The organism is Rhodopseudomonas rhenobacensis (assembly GCF_014203125.1).
GTDB lineage: Bacteria > Pseudomonadota > Alphaproteobacteria > Rhizobiales > Xanthobacteraceae > Rhodopseudomonas_A > Rhodopseudomonas_A rhenobacensis.
The window spans coordinates 52,921-74,892 of the sequence record NZ_JACHIH010000024.1 but is presented as its reverse complement, the minus strand read 5'-3'; the positions used below and the strand labels follow the sequence as shown (position 1 = coordinate 74,892).

Annotated in this window: 18 protein-coding genes and 1 tRNA gene; 7 read left to right on the top strand and 12 right to left on the bottom strand. The window is 66.5% G+C overall.

Going from position 1 to position 21,972, the window contains the following annotated elements; genetic code table 11:
- Positions 1-363 precede the first annotated feature (363 nt).
- The gene (locus tag HNR60_RS17295; RefSeq protein ID WP_184259711.1) at positions 364-765 is read right to left on the bottom strand and encodes a DUF2177 family protein; all 402 of its coding nucleotides are present in this window, start codon (positions 763-765) and stop codon (positions 364-366) included.
- Positions 766-881: 116 nt separating this feature from the next.
- Between HNR60_RS17295 and HNR60_RS17290 the strand changes: the two genes are divergently transcribed.
- A complete protein-coding gene (locus HNR60_RS17290; RefSeq protein WP_184259708.1) occupies positions 882-2,327 on the top strand; it encodes a cryptochrome/photolyase family protein in 1,446 nt (481 codons plus the stop codon).
- A 75-nt stretch (positions 2,328-2,402) separates the two neighbouring features.
- Entirely contained in the window at positions 2,403-2,828 is a 426-nt protein-coding gene (locus tag HNR60_RS17285) for a hypothetical protein (RefSeq protein WP_184259705.1), read from the top strand.
- 109 nt (positions 2,829-2,937) lie between these two features.
- Here HNR60_RS17285 and HNR60_RS17280 read toward each other — a convergent pair whose 3' ends face one another.
- Positions 2,938-3,813: a DMT family transporter gene (locus HNR60_RS17280; RefSeq protein ID WP_184259703.1), complete on the bottom strand. Its 876-nt coding sequence runs from the start codon at positions 3,811-3,813 to the stop codon at positions 2,938-2,940.
- Positions 3,814-3,914: 101 nt separating this feature from the next.
- Between HNR60_RS17280 and HNR60_RS17275 the strand changes: the two genes are divergently transcribed.
- Entirely contained in the window at positions 3,915-4,823 is a 909-nt protein-coding gene (locus HNR60_RS17275; protein WP_184259747.1) for a PhzF family phenazine biosynthesis protein, read from the top strand.
- Positions 4,824-5,084: 261 nt separating this feature from the next.
- Positions 5,085-6,119, top strand: a complete 1,035-nt coding sequence (locus tag HNR60_RS17270) for a GGDEF domain-containing protein (protein ID WP_184259701.1) — start codon at positions 5,085-5,087, stop codon at positions 6,117-6,119.
- A gap of 4 nt (positions 6,120-6,123) precedes the next feature.
- Here the strand turns inward: HNR60_RS17270 and HNR60_RS17265 are convergent, their stop codons facing one another.
- On the bottom strand, positions 6,124-6,567 hold the full coding sequence (locus HNR60_RS17265) for a hypothetical protein (RefSeq protein WP_184259699.1): 444 nt from the start codon (positions 6,565-6,567) through the stop codon (positions 6,124-6,126).
- 215 nt (positions 6,568-6,782) lie between these two features.
- On the opposite strand from HNR60_RS17265, the gene HNR60_RS17260 reads away from it, so the two are divergent.
- Positions 6,783-6,859 (top strand) — tRNA-Arg (locus tag HNR60_RS17260).
- Between the two features lie 8 nt (positions 6,860-6,867).
- Here the strand turns inward: HNR60_RS17260 and HNR60_RS17255 are convergent.
- Positions 6,868-7,968, bottom strand: coding sequence for a hypothetical protein (locus HNR60_RS17255; protein ID WP_184259697.1), 1,101 nt, complete (start codon positions 7,966-7,968; stop codon positions 6,868-6,870).
- Between the two features lie 7 nt (positions 7,969-7,975).
- Between HNR60_RS17255 and HNR60_RS17250 the strand changes: the two genes are divergently transcribed.
- On the top strand, positions 7,976-8,155 hold the full coding sequence (locus tag HNR60_RS17250; RefSeq protein WP_184259695.1) for a hypothetical protein: 180 nt from the start codon (positions 7,976-7,978) through the stop codon (positions 8,153-8,155).
- 177 nt (positions 8,156-8,332) lie between these two features.
- Positions 8,333-8,683, top strand: coding sequence for a GrlR family regulatory protein (locus tag HNR60_RS17245; RefSeq protein WP_184259693.1), 351 nt, complete (start codon positions 8,333-8,335; stop codon positions 8,681-8,683).
- A 119-nt stretch (positions 8,684-8,802) separates the two neighbouring features.
- On the opposite strand, the gene HNR60_RS17240 is transcribed toward HNR60_RS17245, so the two are convergent.
- From HNR60_RS17240 to HNR60_RS17205, 8 genes are all read right to left on the bottom strand, one after another.
- Positions 8,803-10,494: a methyl-accepting chemotaxis protein gene (locus HNR60_RS17240; protein WP_184259691.1), complete on the bottom strand. Its 1,692-nt coding sequence runs from the start codon at positions 10,492-10,494 to the stop codon at positions 8,803-8,805.
- A gap of 261 nt (positions 10,495-10,755) precedes the next feature.
- Entirely contained in the window at positions 10,756-12,519 is a 1,764-nt protein-coding gene (locus tag HNR60_RS17235; RefSeq protein WP_184259689.1) for a methyl-accepting chemotaxis protein, read from the bottom strand.
- A 324-nt stretch (positions 12,520-12,843) separates the two neighbouring features.
- On the bottom strand, positions 12,844-14,541 hold the full coding sequence (locus HNR60_RS17230; RefSeq protein ID WP_184259687.1) for a methyl-accepting chemotaxis protein: 1,698 nt from the start codon (positions 14,539-14,541) through the stop codon (positions 12,844-12,846).
- A 459-nt stretch (positions 14,542-15,000) separates the two neighbouring features.
- Positions 15,001-15,837, bottom strand: a complete 837-nt coding sequence (locus HNR60_RS17225; protein ID WP_184259685.1) for a molybdopterin-dependent oxidoreductase — start codon at positions 15,835-15,837, stop codon at positions 15,001-15,003.
- A gap of 11 nt (positions 15,838-15,848) precedes the next feature.
- Complete coding sequence (locus HNR60_RS17220; protein ID WP_184259683.1) at positions 15,849-16,523, bottom strand: TorD/DmsD family molecular chaperone; 675 nt, start codon at positions 16,521-16,523, stop codon at positions 15,849-15,851.
- 417 nt (positions 16,524-16,940) lie between these two features.
- Positions 16,941-19,625, bottom strand: a complete 2,685-nt coding sequence (locus HNR60_RS17215; protein WP_184259681.1) for a PAS domain S-box protein — start codon at positions 19,623-19,625, stop codon at positions 16,941-16,943.
- Between the two features lie 160 nt (positions 19,626-19,785).
- Entirely contained in the window at positions 19,786-20,739 is a 954-nt protein-coding gene (locus HNR60_RS17210) for a dihydrodipicolinate synthase family protein (RefSeq protein WP_184259679.1), read from the bottom strand.
- 198 nt (positions 20,740-20,937) lie between these two features.
- A complete protein-coding gene (locus HNR60_RS17205; RefSeq protein ID WP_184259677.1) occupies positions 20,938-21,798 on the bottom strand; it encodes a MaoC/PaaZ C-terminal domain-containing protein in 861 nt (286 codons plus the stop codon).
- Positions 21,799-21,972 lie beyond the last annotated feature (174 nt).

Genomic DNA, 21,972 nt, shown 5'->3' with positions numbered 1-21,972 from the left:
CTTTTTGCTAGAGCCCAGCATTTCCATGCTGGTGTAAACGTTCCGTTAAGACCTCGACTTTGGTCGCATCCGGCGTCGATGCGTGGCCAATTTGTCGCCGCGACTTGCGTCACGGACGTTCGAGTCGCAGGCCGGTCCGGCGCCGGTGCGGCGCGTCGGCGGCTTTCTCAGGGCAGTTCGAAGTCTGATTTTGGTACCGGGGCAAAGCCCACGCGGCAACTACGGACGATTCCCAAATCGGGGCAATTTAAATCAATTTTTCGTAGTGATTTCAGAGCGCTGTTAATGAACATTAACTAATTGGGCGATCGCGGGAGAGAGCTTCACCCGCGATCGCGTCCGATCACAAAGCGTTGAGGGCGGCTACAGCTTCGGCGCCAGCCAGTTGGTGATCAGCAGACCGAGCGTCGCCGACACCGCCGTCATGAACGCCCCCCAGGAGATGTCGAGCGCCACCACCGGCCAGGTCCAGTGCTTCAGCAGCGACATCGCGGTCAACTCGAACGTCGCGTAGCAGAACAGCCCGAACAGCGCGCCATAGACCAGCGTCGACGACCAGGTGGCGTCGCGCCCGCCATTGACGAACACCAGCACGCCGACGACGTAGAGCAGATAGAACGGGATCGCCGCCGAAAGCCGGACCTCGCCCAGCATGTCGCCGACCTGATCGAAGAAGAAGTTCTTGGCGATGGTTCCGAGAAACAGGAAATCCAGCGGGATCAGGATCAGGAACGTCGCCAGATAGAGAATAGCATATCGCTTCAAGTCGCCCTCCAAGTGTTCGCGCAGCGGTTCCGCAGTTACGCGCGAAATCGCCCAAGGTTGCAACACGCGGCCGACACCGATCGCCTGAAGAGCGCGGATCCGGCTAACATGGCCGGATGGACAACAGCCCTGCCCCGATTTCGATCGTCTGGTTTCGCGACGATCTGCGCGTCTCCGATCATCCCGCCCTCAGCCATGCGGTGCGCAGCGGCGCGGCGGTGCTGTGCCTTTACGTGCTCGACGAAGCGAGCGCGCGTCCGCTCGGCGGCGCCTCGCGCTGGTGGCTGGCGCAGTCGCTGCGCAGCCTTGCCGCCGATCTCGCGGCGCGCGGCGCCGCGCTGGTGCTGCGCCGCGGCCCGGCGGCGGGCATCGTCGCAGAGATCGCGCGCGAGGTCGGCGCCGGCAGCGTCAGTTGGAACGACATCGCCAATGCGCCTGCCCGTGCCCTCGCCGACGATCTGACCAGCCGGCTCGGCGAGCTCGGCATCGCCGCGCAGTGCTGCCCCGGCGATCTGTTGGCCGCGCCGTCGACGGTCCGCACCGCGGAGGGTCGCGGCCTGCGCGTGTTCACGCCGTTCTGGAAACGGGTGCGCGCGCTCGGCGATCCGCCGCTGCCGTTGCCGGCGCCATCCGCCTTCGCCGCAGCTCCGCGCATTGCCAGCGACAAGCTCGAGGACTGGGCGCTCGAGCCGACGCAGCCGGATTGGGCCGGCAGTCTGCGCGCCGACTGGCAGCCTGGCGAAGCCAGCGCGCAGCGCAGCCTGCAGCACTTTCTGCACGGTGCGATCGACGGCTATGCGACCGAACGCGATCGTCTCGATCGCCTCGCCGCCTCGCGGCTGTCGCCGCATCTGCGCTTCGGCGAGATCAGTCCGCGACAGGTCTGGCACACCGCGCGCTTCGCCGCGGCGGAGCGGCCGGCGCTCGCCGCCGACGTCGACAAGTTCTTGAGCGAGCTCGGCTGGCGGGAATTCTGCCGCCACCTTTTGTTCGACCACCCTGACCTTGCGACGCGCAATCTGCAGCCGGCGTTCGATCGCTTTCCCTGGCGCAGCGACCCGGTCGCGCTCAGCGCCTGGCAGCAAGGCCGCACCGGCTATCCGGTGGTCGACGCCGGGATGCGGCAACTCTGGCGCACCGGAGTGATGCATAACCGCGTGCGCATGGTGGCGGCGTCGTTCCTGGTCAAGCATCTATTGCTCGACTGGCGCTGCGGCGAAGCCTGGTTCTGGGACACGCTGGTCGACGCCGATCCCGGCAGCAACCCGGCGAATTGGCAGTGGGTGGCGGGCTGCGGCGCCGATGCGGCGCCGTATTTCCGGGTGTTCAACCCGATCCTGCAGGGCGAGAAGTTCGATCCCGACGGCGACTATGTGCGTCGTTTTATCCCGGAAATTGCAGGGCTTTCGACCAAGCTGATCCATCAGCCATGGACCGCGACGCCGCTCGAACTCGCCGCCGCCGGCGTCACGCTCGGCGACAGCTACCCGCACCCGATGGTCGATCACCGCGTCGCGCGGCAGCGTGCGCTTGCAGCATACGCGACTGTGCGAAACAACTGATTGACGCGCGCCACTTCAACACCATTGCCGCGAATCGGTTATCGTCGCGTTTTCAATAACCCTTGGGGGATGAAGATGACCGACGACAAACCGATACTCGATCAAGTAACCGACGCGATCGGCGAGGCCGCAACGGCCGCCGAGAAGACTGCCAAGAAGGTGGCGAAGCGCGCGCGCAAGGCCGCCAAGTCCGTCGCCAAGACGGTGACCAAGGCGACCAAGGCGCCCGCCAAGAAAGCCAAGAAGGGCGCCGCCAAGAAGACCACCAAGGCGAAGGCCGCCGCGGTCGGCAAGAAGGCCAAGAAGACCGTGAAGAAGGCCGCGAAGTCGGTCGCCAAGACCGCGAAGAAGACTGCCAAGAAGGCCGCCAAGGCTGCGAAGAAGGCCGGCAAGTCGGCGAAGAAGGCCGTGAAGAAGGTTGCCAAGGCCGTCGGCAAGAAGACCACGAAGAAGGCCGGCAAGAAGTCCGCTGCGAAGAAGGCCAAGAAGTCGAAGCGCTGATCGAAGCGCTTCGGTCGGCGGAAGCCCCCCACGATCTTGGAGGCTTCCGCCGACCGGCCCTCGCCCTCTCGCAGCGGCTCAGGGCTTCACGGACACGAGCTGCGAGCTCTCAACCGCGCGGCCGGTTGACCAGCAACACCGCCGCGGCGCAGGCCACCATGCCGGCGATCGCCAGCGCATCGAGCCGCTCGCCGAACAGCCCATAGGCCATCAGCGCGGTCACCGCCGGCACCAGGTAGAACAGGCTCGCCACCGACGTCGAGGCGTGCCGCCGGATCAGCCAGTACAGCAGACCGATCGAACCGATCGACAGCACCACCGCGAGCCACACCACCGCCGCGACGAACTCCGCGGTCCAATGCACCTCGCGGGTCTCGAACAGCCAGGCCCCACCCGCGTACAACACCAGCGCCGCCAGATACTGGATGACGTTGCCGGCGCGCCAGTCGATCTTGCTGCAGAACCGCTTCTGATACAGCGTGCCGATGGTGATGCTGACCAGCGCCACGCCGGAGGCGAACCAGCCCCAACCGGCGTCGCCGCTCATCGTTCGATTGTGCAGGATCATCAGCACGCCGCCGAGCCCGAGCAGCAGCCCGCCCCATTGCAGCGGCGTCACCCGCTCGCCGAGAAAGCGGCTCGCCAGCGTCGAGATCAGGATCGGCTGCAATCCCGGGATCAGCGCCGACAGCCCGGCGGGGATCGAATGCGCGATCGCGATCGAGGTGCCGGCGAGGTAGAAGCCGTGGACCAGGAGGCCGGCGACGATGCTGTGGCCGACGCCCTTGAGATCGGGCCACCATGGCCGGCCGATCGCTGCGATCACGGCCATCAGCGCCACCACCAGCAGCATCCGGATCGCCAGATAGGTCAGCGGCTCGGCGCCGTTCAGCGCGTATTTGGTGCCGACGAAGCCGGTGCTCCACAGCACCACGAAGATCACCGGCGCGGCGCGCGCGGCCAAGCTGTCGATATTTCGCTGCATTGTCTCCCTGGGCGCCGGCTCGTATGTTTGAGACCCACGAAATACGATAATCGGTTGGCGCGCAATCGATCCCGCATCGCGCGATGCACCAGGAGGCAATGATGCGGCTGTCGTTCGAGACCGTGGACGTTTTTACGTCGGCGCAGTTCAGCGGCAATCCGCTGGCCGTGGTGCTCGACGCCGAAGCGCTGTCGGGCGATCAGATGCAGGCGATCGCCGCCGAGTTCAACCTGTCGGAGACCACCTTCGTGCTGCCGCCGAAGGATCCGGCGCACACCGCGCAAGTCAGGATCTTCACGCCGCGGCACGAGATGCCGTTCGCCGGCCACCCCAATGTCGGCACCGCCTTCGTGCTGGCGCGCGCCGGCGCCTGCTACGGCCGGCCGATCGATGGCGCAGCGCTCATTTTCGAGGAGCAGGCCGGCCTCGTCGCGGTCGACGTGCTGCGCGACGGCGGCCGCGTCAGCGGCGCGCGGCTGGCCTCGCCGCAGCCGCTGACGATCGGCGCCAAGGTCGCCGCCGAACTGATCGGCTCGGCCTGTTCGCTGTCGTTCGACGACATCGAGACCGCCAACCACCAGCCCTGCATCGCCTCCTGCGGCGCGGCGTTCATCATCGCCGAACTGACCAACCGCGATGCGTTGTCGGCCGCCGAACCGCGCATCGACGTGTTTCGCGATCAGGTATCGCGGCAGCCTGCCACCAGCGTTCTGCTCTACACCCAGGTTGCGGACGACGAGGTCGATATCCGCGCCCGGATGTTCGCGCCGCATCGCGGAATTTTCGAAGACCCCGCGACCGGCAGCGCCAATGTCGCGTTGATCGGGCTGTTGGCGACGCTGCGCGCCGAGCCGGAGCTGTCGCTGTCGAAGCGCATCGCGCAGGGCGTCGAGATGGGGCGGCCGAGCCTGCTGCAGGCCAGCGCGGAGAAGCGCGGCGGCGTCGTCACCGCGACGATGATCGGCGGCGATTGCGTGCCGGTGATGAGCGGCGCGATCGCCCTCGCATAGCAGCCGTGGTGGTGGACGCAGCGGCGTCGCACGTCCGCTTATCACTTTGTTGAGCAACGCTGGTTACTGCGGCTTAGCAAAGATGCGTTATGGCTTTTGCCCAATTGGGGGCGTCAGATGAGTATTGATAGCAACGGGTCGCAGATCACGCGCGAGCGCGCGCGGTCACCCCACTCAGACACCGTCTCTGAGCGTAGCGATGCCGCGGCCCCCACGGTCGACCGGCTGCAGAACCCGCGCCGGCATTGGCTGGTGACCATCATGGCCATCGATCTGCTGGCGCTCGCCACCGATTGGATGTTGCTTGATAACAACGGCCTGCAGGTGGCGATGATGCTGCGCGTCGGCGTGGTGACGCCGCTGTTGTTGCTGGCCATCGCGCTCAATCGGCGCTCGCGTCATCCCGCGCTGATCGATCTGAGCAACGCGGTGGGCACCTTCGCCTTTGTGGTCGCCGCCACCGCGATCGGCCAATGGGCGCCGGAGCCGTCGGCCAGCCGCTACATGATGGCGGCGCTGTTCATCATCTTCTCAGCGACGATCTTCGCGGTGCTGCCGCTGCTGCACACCCGCCTGCTGCTGGCGATCTCGATGCTGGCCTATGGCGGCATCGTCGCCACCGGGCTGCGGTGGCCGCCGAGCTGGAACAACACCGACCTGATCGGGCTTGGGGTCGTGCTGGCGCTGGTGTCGTTGAACATCCGCCGCGAGCGCGACAAGCGGATCACCGATCTGCGGCGGATGCGCGCCGTCGACGCCGAGCGGACCATCGAGCTGCACCAGGCCAACACCAGGCTCGCGGCGCTGTCGACCATCGATCCGCTCACCGGCATCTTCAACCGGCGCTATCTCGACGAAGCCATCGAGCGCTGCGGCTTTCCACTGGCGCCGTCGCGCGGCAGCGGCGTGCTGATGATCGACGTCGACAATTTCAAGCGCTTCAACGATCGCGCCGGCCATGCCGGCGGCGACCGCTGCCTGCGGCTGATCGCCGGCGCGCTGCAAGCCGCGTTGCGATCCTCCGACGATATTGTCGCGCGCTACGGCGGCGAGGAATTTGCGGTGATCCTGCCCGACGCCGACCGCACCGAGACCTTGGCGGTCGCCGAACGGCTGCGCCGCGCGGTCGCCGAGCTGGCGATCCCGCATCCGGATTTCTGCGACGGCGCGATCGTCACCGTCAGCGTCGGCGCCTATGTGGCGAGTTCGGGCGAGTCCGCGCTCGAAGCGATCGAATGCGCCGACCAGCGGCTCTACGTCGCCAAACAGGCCGGACGCAACCGGGTATTCGCCTGAGCGATCAGAAATCTTCCGGACAGGGATCGACGATCCTCCACAGATCGGTGCCGTTCCTGATCTTCTTCATCTCGGTGGTCAGCCCGCCGTTGCGGCTGATCCATTCCTTCACCGGCTGCGGATAATAGGACATCAGGTCGGATGTCCCCTCGTAGCTGGTGACCTTGATGCCGAAGGTGAACGCCTTGTCGTAATAGGCCTGGTGGAAGCCGAGGCTGGCGCGCGGGGTGACGCAGATCTTGTTCATCGGCACGATGCCGAACACCATGGTGCAAGCCGAATTGCAGATGCCGTCGATGATGACGCGCTCGCGGCGATCCCGGATCCGCTCGTACTTTGCCTTGTATTCCGTGACATAGCCGCCGTGATCGCGGGTGATGCGAAGGTCGGCGCGCGCTGACCCAGTGATCAGCAGCGCAGGCAGCAGCAGGAGCGGAAATAAACGCATGGATGGAATGCAAACCCAGGTTGAACGGTTCGACGATAGTCGGTCTGGCGCCAGCGCACCAGACGGCAAGAGTCTGGCGTGACTGTGTTAGCATTTCGTTAAGCATCGCAATTCGGCGAAAAAATGCCCAGCCCGTTGAAACGACGTGGAAAAAGCCCCCCGCCCCACGGCTCGGGGGCTTCCTTTCGCAGCAAGGCAAGGTATGGTGCCGCCGTGCGCTCGTAGCTCAGCTGGATAGAGCATCGGATTTCGATTCCGAGGGTCGGGAGTTCGAATCTCTCCGAGCGCGCCACTCAGTACTCATCTGCGAACGCTCCAACGTGCCGGGGCGGCTCGCCAGGACTGCTTTTTCAAGCTGGTCTTTACTGCCCGGATCCGGATTTGGGCGTCATCGGCTTCGACGGCATCGATGATGGACTGCAAGTAGGCCTTCCGGAACCGAATTGAGCCGGTGGCGAGGTGCTCGCGCATCATGCCCCCAGAGCTTTCGACCAAGGCCGGATCGAGCTGGATCGCGCCGCCAGCGTAGAACTTGGCCCGTTCCATAACCGCCCGTGCCGGGTCGCGCCCGGCCTTGAGGCCATTCAGCCGATCCTTCAGGACCTCGTCGAGGTCGGTCACGCCATCCTCGACCCGCGCCGACATGCTGGCGGCGATGCGCCATGGCCGGCGCGAGCACCCTTCGGCCAACACATGTCGGGCCGTACTCAGCAGGCTGCGGAAAGCCCCTTGATCGCGATCGGCACCGCGCTCGGCGTCCTCAGCAACGAGTAGTTGCCGGTGCTGACGATGCCGATGGTATCGGCATAGACGTCGCGCCCGGCGGTCAGCAGCAATCCGCCCGGGCCCTGGATGGTGACGCCGGGATCGAGCACCGCATTGAGCGACGTTGAGCGCCCCGATCTGCAGCGCCGAGCTGCCGAACGGCAGGAACGGCGACGCCAGCATGGCGGTGGTGGCGCGCGACATCAGAATGCTGCCGAGGTCGATGTCATTTGCGGCCAACATCAGCACCTCGCCTTGCGCGGCAGGCAATACGTTAAAGCGGTTCAGGTTTTCGATCGAGCCGTTGAGCGCGACCACGCTGGTCAGCGCCGGGTACATGTTGCCGGCTTTGGTATTGGCAGATTGCACGTTCGAGCCGACATTGTTGAAGTCGGTGGTCACGTCCTGCGACAGATAGCTCGCTTGATTGACCAGCGTGACGTTGCCGCCGGACGACGACAGGCTGAGCTTGCTGTTGCCGGAATAACCGAACATCAGAGTCTGCTTCGAGATATTCCTCGGGTCGTCAGGGTCCTTGGAAATCGGATCGATGGCCAGCATCGGGTCGAGTACGGTCTGCAGCCGGAGATCGCCGGCGGTCCGCACCGTCAGCGTGGCATCGCCCAGCGACAGCACCGGCGCGATGTCATATCGGGTGACGGTCGGGGGAGGTCTGGTGGCGGGGGCGCTGCAGCACGCCGGCATCATTCGCTACAGCCGCGGCCAGGTGGAGATCACCCGGGTCGACGGCCTGACCGAACTCACCTGCGAATGCTACGCCGCCAACAAATCCCACGCCGAGGCGCTGAACCGTCACGGCTGAGACCGAGCGCCGCTCCCGCTGCTGATTGCCCGCCCGCCGGCTGCTCGGCGCGCGCCGCCGCAGCCCCCCGCCACGCGACGCAGGAAGTGATCATGTGCCGCGTTGACGACGTCCGCCCGGCTTTGGCATAACACGAGCTGCGCTCGTAGTGGGACCTCAGACCAAAGCCGGGACGATATGCTGAACGGCCTGTACTCGATCCATGTCGATCTGCTCGATGGGCGATCCGGCAAGGGAAGCGGCGTTGTGCTTTTTCGCAACGGCGTCATTCTGGGCGGTGATGCTTACCTATACTATACGGGCAGCTACACGGTGGCCGGCGACGCCTTCAAGGGCGAGGTGCTGGTCAGCCAGCATACTCCCAGCCCCGACGCCAACCCGCTGTTCGGCGGCCAGAAGAACCCGGTCGGGATCGGCGTCTCCGGCACCGCCACCCCGACCGCGGCGGTGATGAACGGCACCGCGCTGGTCGGCAAGGCCAGCCTGCTGTTCCGCGCCACGCTGCGCAAGCTCGCCGACGCCGATTAGTCGGTTCGGCACCGCAGCGAGGCGCCGGCATCAGGACCACGTTTTCACAAACGCGATCCTGACCGGCCTGTCGTTCACGTGGTGCGCCCGACAGCGAAACCCGCGTCGGGCCCCCTCGCTCAGGCCGCCCGCACGGTGCTGAGGAACTTGTCGACCTCGACCTTCAGCCGGTTGCTGTCGGCCGACAGCGACCGCGCCGCCGAGAGCACCTGCGACGACGCCGATCCGGTTTCGCTGGCGCCGCGCTGCACGTCGGTGATGTTGCTGCTGACCTGCTGGGTGCCCTGCGCCGCCCGGGTGACGTTGCGGGAGATTTCCTGGGTCGCGGCGCCCTGCTGCTCGACCGCCGTGGCGATGGTCGCGGCGATCTCCGACATCCGCCCGATGGTCATGCCGATCTCCTTGATGGCGCCGACCGACTGCTGCGTCGCGGTCTGGATGCCGTTGATCTGCAGGCTGATCTCGCCGGTCGCCTTGCCGGTCTGCTCGGCCAGCGCCTTGACCTCGGCGGCCACCACGGCAAAGCCGCGGCCGGCGTCGCCGGCGCGGGCGGCTTCGATGGTGGCGTTCAGCGCCAACAGGTTGGTCTGTCCGGCGATGGTGTTGATCAGTTCGACGACGTCGCCGATCCTTGCCGCCGCCTGCGACAACTGCCCGACGCTGTCGTTGGTCTGCTTGGCCTGCTCCACCGCGTCGCCGGCGATCCGCGCGGACTCCTGCACCTGACGGCTGATCTCGTTGACCGAGGACGTCATCTCCTCCGTCGCGGACGACACCGACTGCACGTTGGTGGCGGCCTCTTCGGACGCCGTCACCACATTGCTGGTGAGCTGCTGGGCACGCTGCGCGGTCGCCGTCAGCGTGCCGGCGGAGGCTTCGAGCTCGGTGGAGGCCGACGACACGGTGTCGATGATCTCGCTGATGACGGCCTCGAAGTCGCGGGTGATGGCGTCGACCCGATGACCGCGCTGGATCTTGACGTCGGCTTCCACCGCCGCCGCCTCGTCGGCGGCCTTCTTGGCGATCAGCGCCTCCTTGAACATCTGCAGCCGGTCGGCCATCGCGCCGATCTCGTTGGTCTCGCCCTGATGCGGCACTTCGGCGGTCAGGTCGCCGTCGCCCAGCGCCTGCATCGGGCGGATGATCGAGGCGATGCCACGGCCAACGTCGCGCACCAGATAGATCGAGATGCCGATGCCGGTCAGCATCGCCAGGCCGAGGATGATCGCCAACAGCATCTGCACGTTGTCGTAGGTCTCGGCGGCGGCGCGGCTCGCCGCGGCGGCGCCGTTGTTGTTGTAGTCGATGCTCTTCTTCAGAACCGCGTCGGACGCGAGGCCGACCGGATTGACGACGTTGTAGCTGAGCTCATGCGCGTCGTGCGGCACCTGGCCCGCGGCCTTGCGCGACAGCGCCATCACCTGCTCGTTGCCCTTTTCGAACTCCGCCCACATCGCGGCCCATTCCTGATAGATCGCGCGCTCCGCCGGCGTGGTCAGCAGACCCTCGTAATCGCGGCGGATCTCGGCGATCTGCCCCATCAGCTTGGCCAGCCGCTGTTCGGTGGCCGCCTTGGTCTGCGCGGTTTCCGACAGCATGTGTTCGCGCACCATGTTGCGGTAGGTGAACAGCGCGCCGCGCAGGTCGCCGAGAATGCGCACGCTCGGCATCCACTTGGTCTGAATTTCGACGGCGGTGGCGTTGATCGCCCGCATGTTGCTGACGGCCAAGAGGCCGATGCCGGTCATGGCGAGCAGCAGGAAAGCGACGACGGTGGTGATCTTGGCGCGAATCGACAGCCTCGCGAGCATGGTGAAGTCCTTGGTTTGGATAAGAAGCCGCCGACCGCCACGCGGCTCCGCGCTTGGCGTTCAGGAAAGGCAGCCGAGCTGTTGATCGCCGTCACCTTTCGATTTTACCTTCGCTGATGCGGCATGAAGGCTTCGTAAAACTACGAGGTATGATTTTTCGCACTGCGCAAACAACGGGCGCAAACGCACAACGCCGCGCAACAAGGCGTTGCGCGGCGCTGCGGCTGCAATTCGGGTGACGCGTAGTTCGGCGCGCGCGGCTCAGGCCGCGCGCACGGTTTGCAGGAATTTGCTGACCTCGCCCTTCAGCCGGTTGCTGTCGCGCGACAGCGATTGCGCCGCCGACAACACCTGCGACGAGGCCGATCCGGTCTCCGAGGCGCCGCGCTGCACGTCGGTGATGTTCGAACTCACCTCGTGGGTGCCCTGCGCCGCCTGCTGCACGTTGCGGGCGATCTCCTGGGTCGCGGCGCCCTGCTGCTCCACCGCCGCCGCGATGGTCGAGGCGATCTCCGACATCTTGCCGATGGTGTCGCCGATCTCCTTGATCGCGCCCACCGATTCCTGGGTGGCGGCCTGGATGCCGGTGATCTGCTGGCCGATCTCGCCGGTGGCCTTGGCGGTCTGCTCGGCCAGCGCTTTGACCTCGCTCGCCACAACCGCAAAGCCGCGTCCGGCCTCGCCGGCGCGGGCGGCTTCGATCGTCGCGTTCAGCGCCAGCAGATTGGTCTGCCCGGCGATGGTGTTGATCAGTTCGACGACGTCGCCGATCCGCGCCGCCGCCTTGGCCAATTCGCCGACCCGGTGATTGGTCTTCTGCGCCTGCTGCACCGCCTCGCCGGCGATCCGCGCCGACATCTGCACCTGACGGCCGATCTCGGAAATCGACGAGCTCATTTCTTCGGTCGCCGAGGCCACCGACTGCACGTTGGTGGTGGCTTCCTCGGAGGCCGACGCCACCATGGTAGCAAGCTGCTGGGCGTGCTCCGCGGTCGCCGTCAGCGTGCCGGCGGAGCTCTCCAGTTCGGCCGAGGCCGACGATACGGTCTCGACGATTTCGCCCACCGCGCCTTCGAATTCGTTGGCGAGCTTGATCATCTCCTGCTTGCGCTGCGCCGCGGCCGATTGATCCTGCCGCGCCTTTTCCTCCGCCTCGGCCTGCGCCCTCTGCTCGGCCTTAACCTTGAAGGTCTCGACGGCGCCGGCGACGTCGCCGATCTCGTCCTTGCGGCCGAGCCCCGGCAGCACCACGCCGAAATTGCCGTTGGCCAGCTCCACCATCGCCCGGCTCAGGGCCTGCATCGGCCGCGCGATCGTGGTGGAGGTGAAGATCGAGGTCGCGATCATCAACAGCGCGTTGGCGAGCCCGATCGCCAGCGCCCAGCGCTCGACCGAAATCGCTTCGGCGGCGGCGGCGGCGGTGGCCTGATCGCTGAGCTGCTTGCCCGAGACGATGAGGGCGTTGGTCAGGGTCTCCATCTCCGCGCCGGTCGGCACCACCTTGTCGTGGCGGATCCGCGCCACCTGATCCTTGAGCGCGCTGATCTCGCGCACCGCCTCCGAGGCGGCCGCGGCGGACTCCATGGCGCCGGCCTCGAGGCTATTGATCTCGCCGCGTAGCGCGGCGATCTGCTGCGCGTCCTTGGCGAACTCGCCGATCAGCGTGTTGAGGCGGGCGAGGCGGTCGCGGTTTTCCTGCAGCCGGATCAGGTCGGCGACGCCGGTGATGAAACGGCTGGCGTCCTTCTGCCGGGCCGCGAAGCTGTCGCGCGCGGCGCGGATCGCATCCGGCGTCGTCGCCAGCACGATGTCGGCCACGGCAAGCTGCATGCCGCTCACCGAAGCCTTGGCCTCGGTGGCGGCGCCGGCAAACGACAACACCCGAACCACGTTGTCCTGGGCCTGACGCACCGTGACGCTGCCGGTGACCTGGCCGTAGATCATGCAGCCGATCAGCAGGATGCCGAGCGCAGACGCGATCCACAGCTTGGTGCCGATCCTGACATTCTGGAATATCCGTAACATGAGTCCCTCGCAAAGCATGACGGCCGGTCGGCATGGCCGGGCCGAAAACAGCGGCGCGCGTCCCGCATGGGGCGAGGCAATCTGCCGCAGAGCTTGTCACGAGGTAGGACCGCAAATCTCACAGCTTCGTAAATGTACGAATTGTGACAGAGAATTATTTCGTAGTAGATCCCGGCCGGACGGTACCACGATAGAGGAATGTCGTACCACACGCTGTGAGAGAGAAAATTTCCATTCGCGCGGGCATCGCACCGCCGCGCCTTGGCGCGCCGGTGGATCGTGGGTGGATCATGCGTCCTTGCTGGCGGCGATCGCCGCCGGACGCTAGGCCGCGCGGACGGTGTTCAGGAAACGGCTGACCTCGTCCTGCAGCCGGCTGCTGTCGCGCGACAGCGATTGCGCCGCCGACAGCACTTCTGCGGAGGCCGAGCCGGTCTCGCTGGCGCCGCGCTGCACATCGCCGATATTGGCCGAGACCTGCTGGGTCCCCTGCGCCGCCTGCTGCACGTTGCGGGAAATTTCCTGGGTCGCCGCGCCCTGCTCTTCCACCGCCGCGGCGATGGTCGAGGCGATCTCAGACATCTTGCCGATGGTGTCGCTGATCTCCTTGATCGCGGCGACGGAGTCCTGGGTGGCGGCCTGGATTCCGGTGATCTGCTGGCCGATCTCTCCGGTGGCTTTCGCGGTCTGCTCGGCCAACGCCTTGACCTCGCTGGCGACCACCGCGAAGCCGCGACCGGCTTCGCCGGCCCGTGCCGCCTCGATGGTGGCGTTGAGCGCCAACAGGTTGGTCTGCCCGGCGATGGTGTTGATCAGTTCGACGACGTCGCCGATCCGGGCCGCGGCCTTCGACAATTCGCCGACGCGGTCGTTGGTCTTGCGCGCCTGATCCACCGCCTCATGGGCGATGCGGGCGGAGTCCTGCACCTGGCGGCTGATTTCATTGACCGACGAGGTCATCTCTTCGGTCGCCGAGGCCACCGACTGCACATTGGTCGAGGCTTCCTCGGACGCCGCCGCGACCACCGTGGCGAGCTGCTGCGAGCGCTCGGCGGTCGAGGTCAAGCTCGTGGCCGAGGCTTCCAGTTCGGTCGAGGCCGACGACACGGTGTGGATGATCTCGATGACCGCGCCTTCGAAATCGTCGGCGAGCTTGTTGGTGTCGGCCTTGCGCTGCGCGGCGGCGCGCGCTTCCAGCTCGTGCTGCTCGGCCTCCAGCCGCTGCCGCGCCACCGCATTGGTCTTGAACACTTCGACGGCCTCCGCCATCTCGCCGATTTCGTCGCTGCGGCCGATTCCCGGAACGGCGACGTCGAGCTTGCCGCCGGCCAGCGCCTTCATCGCGGCGGTCATCTGATGCAACGGCTTGGTGATCCGGCCGGCCATCAGGATCGACACCGCCAGCGTGACCAGCACCACCAAAGCGGCGGCGATCAGCGAGCGCTGCGTCGCGGTCCAGGTCTGTTCGTCGAGATCGTCGATGTAGACGCCGGTGCCGATCACCCAATTCCACGGCGTGAAGCCGGTGACGTAGGTCAGCTTGGGGGCCGGCTTGTCCTTGCCCGGCTTGGCCCATTGATATTCGATAAGCCCGCTGCCGGCGCGCCGCACCGTGTCGCTCATCTCGATGAACAGCTTCTTGCCGTTGGCGTCCTTGGTGTCGCCGACGTTCTGGCCGTTGAGCTTGGGCGAGATCGGATGCATCACCATGACGTTGTCGAGGTCGGTGATGAAGAAGTAATCGTTGTTGCCGTAGCGCAGCGCGGCAATCCGTGCCTGCGCGCGCTTCTGCGCTTCGGAGACCGCAATGCCGCTGGCTTGGCCGAGCGCCTGCTCGTCCTTGACAATCCCGAGCGCCAAATCCGCCAGATGCTGCAGCTCGATCTGTTTCTGCTGCCGCACGCCGGACGACAGCTCGTGGGAGTCCAGCCAGGTAATGCCGAGCAGGCCCACGCAACCGAGCCCGATCACCGCATAAATCTTGCGACCGATTGTCAGCCTGAACCGATCAGCAAATGACATGAGGAAGTCTCCGTGAGAGGCAGCGCGGGCTGTGTTCGGCTTCCGCGCATGATGAAACCTCAACCGTATAACTACGAGAAGTTTGCAGGAACTTAAGTTCCAAACACGTAAAACTACGAGGTCGACACGAAGGCAGGATCGTTCAGTCCGCTCATTCGGCGCGCCAGGTCCCATGGACTTCCTCAGACGGAGCGCCACCACGCCGTCAGCTCCAAAAGCTCGCGAGCTCCGGTTTCGCACCATTCGGAAGCCTGGCTCGCAGCAAAGCGGCGTCGTAAAACGACCGTATCCAGCCAAGCTGGTGTGGTGGTTCAGAAGTTCTCTTCTTTCTTGCCGCGAGTCCTTAAAGAGAACTTCTGAACCGAAACCACACTAGAATCGTGAATTGCTAGTGTCCTATCGAATCCGAAGTTCGCCAAAGTGCGTGGATCGAGGGCAGCGAACTTCGGATTCGGGACACTAGCTCCGACTTTCGGTGAAGGCCTGGCCCTTACCGAGCCGCTCGGCGAGGGCCGCGAAGATCGCGTGGTCGCTCCGGCTCTCGAACAGCGGCGCGATCAGCCGCTTGATCGGCCGGAGGCTGCGGCCGGCCTCGTCGTCGACGCATTCGATGTCGTCGCGTTCCCAGGACGTCGTGGTCGGCAGCACGATGTCGGCGCGGCGGGCGGCCGGCGTCCAGTGAGAGTCCTGCACGATGCAAGTCTCCAGCGACCGCCACAGCCGCAGCAGCCGGTTGCGGTCCGCGCCAGCGACGGGCAGAAGGCCGCCCAGCCAATAGGCCAGCTTGATCTCGCCGGCCTCGGCGGCGTCCCACGGCGCCGCCCGCGGCGCATCGCACGCCGCGACGGCCACGCCGGTGAGGCTCATCAGTCGGCGCAACAGCCGCGGGCGACCGTGCAATTGGCCGCGGCTTTCCCCGCCATCGGCGCCTGAGAAGACCGCGGCCGAACCATGGACGCCGGCCACCCGTCGCAATTCCGCGGCGACCAGATCCAGCGCCCGCTCCCAACTGACGCGGACGAAATCGCCCTTGCCGCGGCTGCCGCGTTCAGCGCCGGCGCCCTGCTCCAGGTAGGCGCGGCGCACCATCGGGTGTTTGATCCGGGTCGGCGCATACACCGCATCGAACGCGGCACCGTGCCGATCGCTCGGCATCCGCGGGGCGCCCTCGCCCGAGGTCGCGCGTGCGGCTGCGACGAGGAGCGGCGGGCCGAAGCCGCCGAGCGCGACCAGCGCCACGCCGCCGTTGAGCAGGCTGTGACCGGACAATGCCGCGCCGCCGATCCCGCTGGTCATGCCGCCCTCCGTCACGCCGGAATGAAGTAGCGCGCGCCGGCCTGCATCAGCCGGGCGTCGTGATCGATGATCGCCTCCAGCACCATCGCGGCGCCGGCCCAGAAGCCGAGCCGGTCGCGGGCGATGCAGGTGTCGCAGAAATCCGGCACCCAACGGGCGATGCGCAGCTGCAGGTCGCGCGCAGCCGGATGATCGGCCGCGATCAGCCGGGCCAGCAGCGCCAGCTCGACCGACAGGTGATCGGCCGGCTCGGCGAGACCGCCGGCGATCACGACGTTGTGCACGACCAGCAGCGCCTCCATCTCCGCGGTCGGTACCTGGAACAGCCGGCCGTCGCCGCGGAATGCAGACTCATATGGCGGGATGCAGTCGCGGCCGCGGATCCCGGAAAACAGCCGGCCGAAGCCGATGCCGAGCCGCGCAGTCAGCGTGTCATCGTCGAGCGCGGGATCGAGCGCCGCCTGCATCCGCGCGATGCCGGCGGAGAACGCCGGGTCGAGCGCGAGCTGATCGAGCCACAGCGCCAATTCGCAGCTGCGATAGGACACCACGGTGTCGTAGCCGGGCGGCGCGGCGAACACGCTCGCCAGCCACTCCAGGCACAGCACGCGATTGCGCCGGCTGTCTTCGAACTGCTGCGCCAGCTGTTCGCGGCTGCTCGCCTCGAAGCGCAAAGTCTCGTTCATCGCAAGTCCCTGGTGCCTTTCTGGTTGATCTGCACCACCGTGTGGCGGCATCGGCGTCGACGCGTCGCCGCGCGATCGGCCGCTTCATCGCGTGGCGTTGGCGGGCGGCAATGATTGGATTTTGGAAGACACCGCGTTCCGCCGCGGCACAGAGCGCCACCGCCGCAGCCCTGTTGCGGCACGCAACGACGTCTGGTCAGAGGGAAGTGTGAGGTTCGCTCGGCGCGCGCGGGCGCGGTGATCTCAACGATCGTCACAATCAATTCTTCGTCGCCCGTCTCCGCCGTGGCCCGCAATACCGGCAGCATAGAATGCGGGAGCACCGGCAACCTTTGACGCAGGTCAAGCCGACACGCCGCGCGCCTTCACATCAATGTCAACGGCCGCGACGTTTTGTCCGCGCCAGCGCGCGAGCAATCAGCCGCGCGCGTCGGCCTCCTGCGGGGCTTCGCGCGGCAGCACGATTCGCACCTTGGTGCCGGCGCCCGGCTCGGAGTTCAGGCTGATGCGGCCGCCGAGCCGGTTGGTGACGATGCTGTAGACGATATGCAGGCCGAGCCCGGTGCCGCCCTGGTCGCGCCGCGTGGTGAAGAACGGATCGAAAGCGCGGCGCCGGACCTCGTGGGTCATGCCGCAGCCGTCGTCGGCAAACAGGATCTCGACGTGGTCGTCGCCGGATTCCTGCACCTTGATTTCGACCTTGCCGCCGTCGCCATTCGGGAAGGCGTGCGAGATCGAGTTGAAGAACAGGTTGGTCAGCACCTGGCCGTAGGGGCCGGGAAAGCTGTTCATGGTGAGGTTCGGCTTGCAGTCGACCGACAGCGCCAGGTTCTGCTTGCGCAAGCCCGGCTTCAAACTCATCACCACCTGCTCGGTGAGATCGGCCAGATCGAACACCCGCTTGTCGGAATAGTTGCGGTCGGCGGCGACCTGCTTGAACGACTGCACCAGTTCGGCAGCGCGATTGAGATTGGCGACCAGTTGCGTCGCGGCGTCGCGGCTGGTCTCGAGAAAATCGGTCAGGCTGGAGCGGCGCAGATTGCCGCGCTCGACCTCGGCTGTGAACTGCGCGGTCTTGCGCTCCAGCGACGAGGCCACCGTCAGGCTGATGCCGACCGGATTGTTGACCTCGTGGGCGACGCCGGCGACCAGCCGGCCGAGCGCTGCGAGCTTTTCGGCTTCGATCAGCGAGTTCTGGGTTTCTTTCAGGTTCTTCAGCGCGGCTTCGGCGGCATCCTTGGCCTTGCGCATTTCCAGTTCGCCGCGTTTGCGGTCGCCGATGTCGAGCGCCACGGTGACGATGCGTTCGACCTCGCCGCGGGAATCGAGCAGCGGCAGCTTGTTGACCAGCCACTGCCGCATTACCCCGCTGCAATCGACATACTCCTCCTCGTAGAAGCCGAGCCCGTCGCCGGTCGCCAGCACGCGCTTGTCGTTGGCGTCGGTCTTGCGCTCGCCGTAGCGCGCCATCAGATCGGCGGTGGTGCGGCCGATGGCGTCCTTCGGATCGATGCCGAATACCCCCGACATGTAGCGGTTCATCAGCACGTAGCGCAGCTGGGTGTCCTTGACGTTGATCACCGCCGGCACGGTGTCGATCACCTGCTGCAGCAGCCGCCGGCCCTCCGCCACGGCGTGTTCGGCGCGCTTCTGATCGGTGATGTCGCGTACCGCGCCTTCGTAACGCAGAATCTTGCCGTCGGCGTCGCGCACCGTGCTGGCGCTGTCCGACAGCCACAGGATCTCGCCGTCGCGGCGCCGCGCCTGATACTCGAATTCGCGGACGAAACCGTCGCGGTCCATGATGTGGCGATACTGCGCGCGGGTCGCCGGATTGACGTAGATGGTGTTGGCGATGTCGCCGATCCGGGCGATCAGTTCGGCTGGGGTTTCGTAGCCCATCATCCGCGCCAGCGCCGGATTGGCGTTGACGAGCGCGCCCTCGGGCGTGGTGACGTAGATGCCGTCGATCGAGCCCTCGAACAGTTTGCGATAGCTTTCCTCGGCCAGCCGCTGTTCGGCCAGCGCGTGCAGCGCGGCCTCGCGCGCGGCGTCGGCGTCGACCAGGGTTCTGCGGAACACCTCGGCGGCGCGGGCGATGTCGCCGATCTCGTTCTCGACCTCGATCGCCGGAATCGCGGTGTATTTCTCGCCGGCGGCGAGCGCGCGGATCGCCGCGGCGATCGCCGCCAGCGGTCCCACCGTGCGCCGCACCACATAGGCGGCGGCGAGGATGCCGAGCAGCACGCCCGCGGTGCCGAACACGATGCTCTGCCATTTGTCCTCGGCCAGGGTGCGGGCGAAATCGTTCGCCAGCACGCGGCCGCGGCGCGCGGTGAGATCGCGCAGCAGGTCGGTGACGCGGCCGATCTGCCGGCCTTCACCGCCCAGCACCTCCTTGTCGAGCTCGACGATGTCGCGCTCCACCCGGGCCAGCGACACGATGGCGTCGGAATAGTCCAACGTCGCGCCGCGCAACGCCGGCGATCCTTCGCTGAGGCTGCGCAGCTTCAGCGCCGCCCGCTCCGCGCCGGTCGGATCGTTGGACAACAGCGAGGCGGCGATCCGGCTGCGTTCGCGATAAAGGTCAGCCGCCATCGCGCGATCGGGCAATGCATCGACCGCGGCCTCGAACTGATCGCGCAGCGGCGGCACCGAGGCGATCAGCTCGGCGCGGCGCGGGATCAGCGCGGTGATGCGCTCGATGCCCTCGCGATATTTGGTCAGCCGCGCCGAGACGCCGTCGATCATCTCCTGCTGGTCGGGCGCAAGCTCCAGCCGGGTCTTTTTCAGCAGCGCGTTGAGCGCGGAGGTGGCCTCCCACACCCGGCCGGGCTGGCCGCCGGGATCGGTGACGAAGTCGCGCGCCGCGAGCCGGACTTCGCTCATCTTGCGTTCGATTTCCTCGGCGAGTTCGTCGACGCTCTGCAGCCGCTGCAACTCGCCGAAGGTGGCGTCGATGTGCCGCAACGCCACCACGCTGGCGATCGAGGTCGCGACGATGATCGCCAGCAGCAGCAGAAAGCTGCCGAACGTCAGCTGACGGATCGACAGCGAAACCGACTTGGCGCGCTCCAGATACGCTGCGATGACCGATGCCATGGCTGGTTCGTGGCTCTCCCGCTGGCCGCAATATAGGCCGAGTTGCCGCCCGGGGGGAACCGGCACGGCGCATCGGTGCGCGGCTTTCCACGCGGACGGTCGTTCCGCACAGCGAGATCCGCGGCGACAGCGGTTTTGCCCGCCGCCGTCGCGGCCTCGGCTATTCGGCGGCGGCAGCCTGCGCCCGCAGATTGGCGCGCGGATCGACCCGCGCCACCCGCGACAGCAGATAGTCGACCTCGGCCTTGGCGGTAGCGCTGATCGCCGAGCCCGGCTTGCGCTGCGCCGACGAGGCGATCACGCCGCGCTTCTGCAGAATATATTTCCGCACCGCGAGGCCGGCGCCGGGCTGCTGCTCGTAGCGGATCAGCGGCAGATGCGCGTCGAACAGGTCATGCGCGGCGTCGCGCTGGCCGCCCTGCGACAGCTTCACCACGTCGATCAGCATTTCCGGGAAGGCGTAGCCGGTCATCGCGCCGTCGGCGCCGCGCTCCATCTCGAAGTCGAGAAACAGCGCGCCATTGCCGGTGAGGATCGACAGCGGCCGCAGCGAGCCGTCTTTTTGGAAGCCGCGCAGCGTCGAGATCTTCTCCAAGCCGGGCCAGTCCTCGTGCTTCAGCATCACGCAGGAAATGCTGTCCATGACGATTCTGCGGATCACCGAAGGCGTCATCTGCACGCCGATCGTCAAGGGATAATCCTGCAGCACCCAGGGAATGTCGTCGCCGATCGCTTCCGCCGCCTGGCGGAAATAGCCGGTGATCTGATCGTCGGTGCGCAAGCTCGGCGGCGGCGCGATCATCACGCCGGCAGCGCCGGCGTCCATCGCGGCGCGCGCCAATGAGCGCATCGCCGCGAAGCCCGGCGCCGAGACGCCGACGATCACCTGCAACTTCTCCGCGCGTTTGACGAAACGTCGCGCGATCGCCTCGGCTTCGGCGGCCTCGAGCTTCGGCGCTTCGCCCAAAATCCCGAGCACGGTGACGCCGTCGCAACCGACCTCGGTGTAGAAATCGCTGAGCCGGTCGATCGAGGCGTCGTCGATCCGGCCGTCGTCAAAAAACGGCGTCGGCGCAATTGCAAATGTGCCGGCGGCTGCGGGGGTGAGTTTCATCACGTGCCTCTAATCTCGTTGCGTCAAGGGAGCCCGGCCTCAGAACCACCGCGCGGCACTCTGAATATCACCCTCGGCGCGGAAAATCTCGCAAGCTTCGCTGTGTCCCGGACGCGGCGCGGCTCTTCACCTCTCCCCGCTTGCGGGGAGAGGGAGCGCGCTGCCGACGTTGCAAGTTCGTTTGCCAAAGCTCCCGCACTATCCCAGCACGGTCTTGCCGCTCTTGATCACGGTGACGGCCCGCGCATTCACCTTGGCCTGGAACGAGATCACGTTGCCGTCTTTCCACAATTCCATTGTCACGGTGTCGCCGGGATAGACCGGCGCGGAGAACCTTGCGGCGTGCTGACGGAACGCTGTGGGATCGTAATCGGCGTAAGTCTGCAAAATGCCGCGGCAGCTGATGCCGTAGGTGCACATGCCGTGCAGGATCGGCCGCGCAAAGCCGGCGCGGCGCGCGAATTCCGGGTCGGAATGCAGCGGATTGCGGTCGCCGCACAGCCGATACAGCAGCGCCTGATCCGGCCGCGTCGCGATATCGATGATGCGATCCGGCGCGCGCTCAGGCACCTGGTGCGGTTCGGGCTGGCCTTCGGAGGGACCGCCGAAGCCGCCGTCGCCGCGGGCGAATTGCGAGGCCTTCAGCGTCGCCAGCGCTTCGCCCTGCGCGTCGCGCAGCACGGTCTGGCGGATGATCACCGCGCCCTTGTCCTTGCCCTTGTCGTAAACGCCGACCACGCTGACGTCCGCGGTGATCTCGGCCGCCGCCGGCAGCGGCTTGTGGAACGTGATGTCGCGCTCGCCGTCGACCACCAGCAGCCGGTTGACCTCGATCGGCCCCGGCGAGGCGCCCCAGGCCGCCACCGAGGCGAAGCTTGGCACCACTTGCAGCGGCCGCGCGGTGTAAGTGGCCTCATTGACGAAGGCCAGTTCGCGCTCGTCGAGCGGATCGGCGCCCATGCCGATGCCGACGGCGTAGAGCATCACCTCGCGGTCGGTCCAGGCGTATTTCTGGCCGAACAGCTTCAGCCCCATCACGGCATCGTAGTCGAGCGGCATCAGGTTTCCTTCGGGCGCTTTTTTAGTTGGCGGTTTTGTCGCCCACGTGAGGAGACTTGGCAAGGGACGACCACCGCGAATGCGTCATTGCGAGGAGCTCTTGCGACGAAGCAATCCAGGGCCGCGCAGGTGGCCTCTGGATTGCTTCGCTTCGCGCTCGGCGCTACGCGCCGA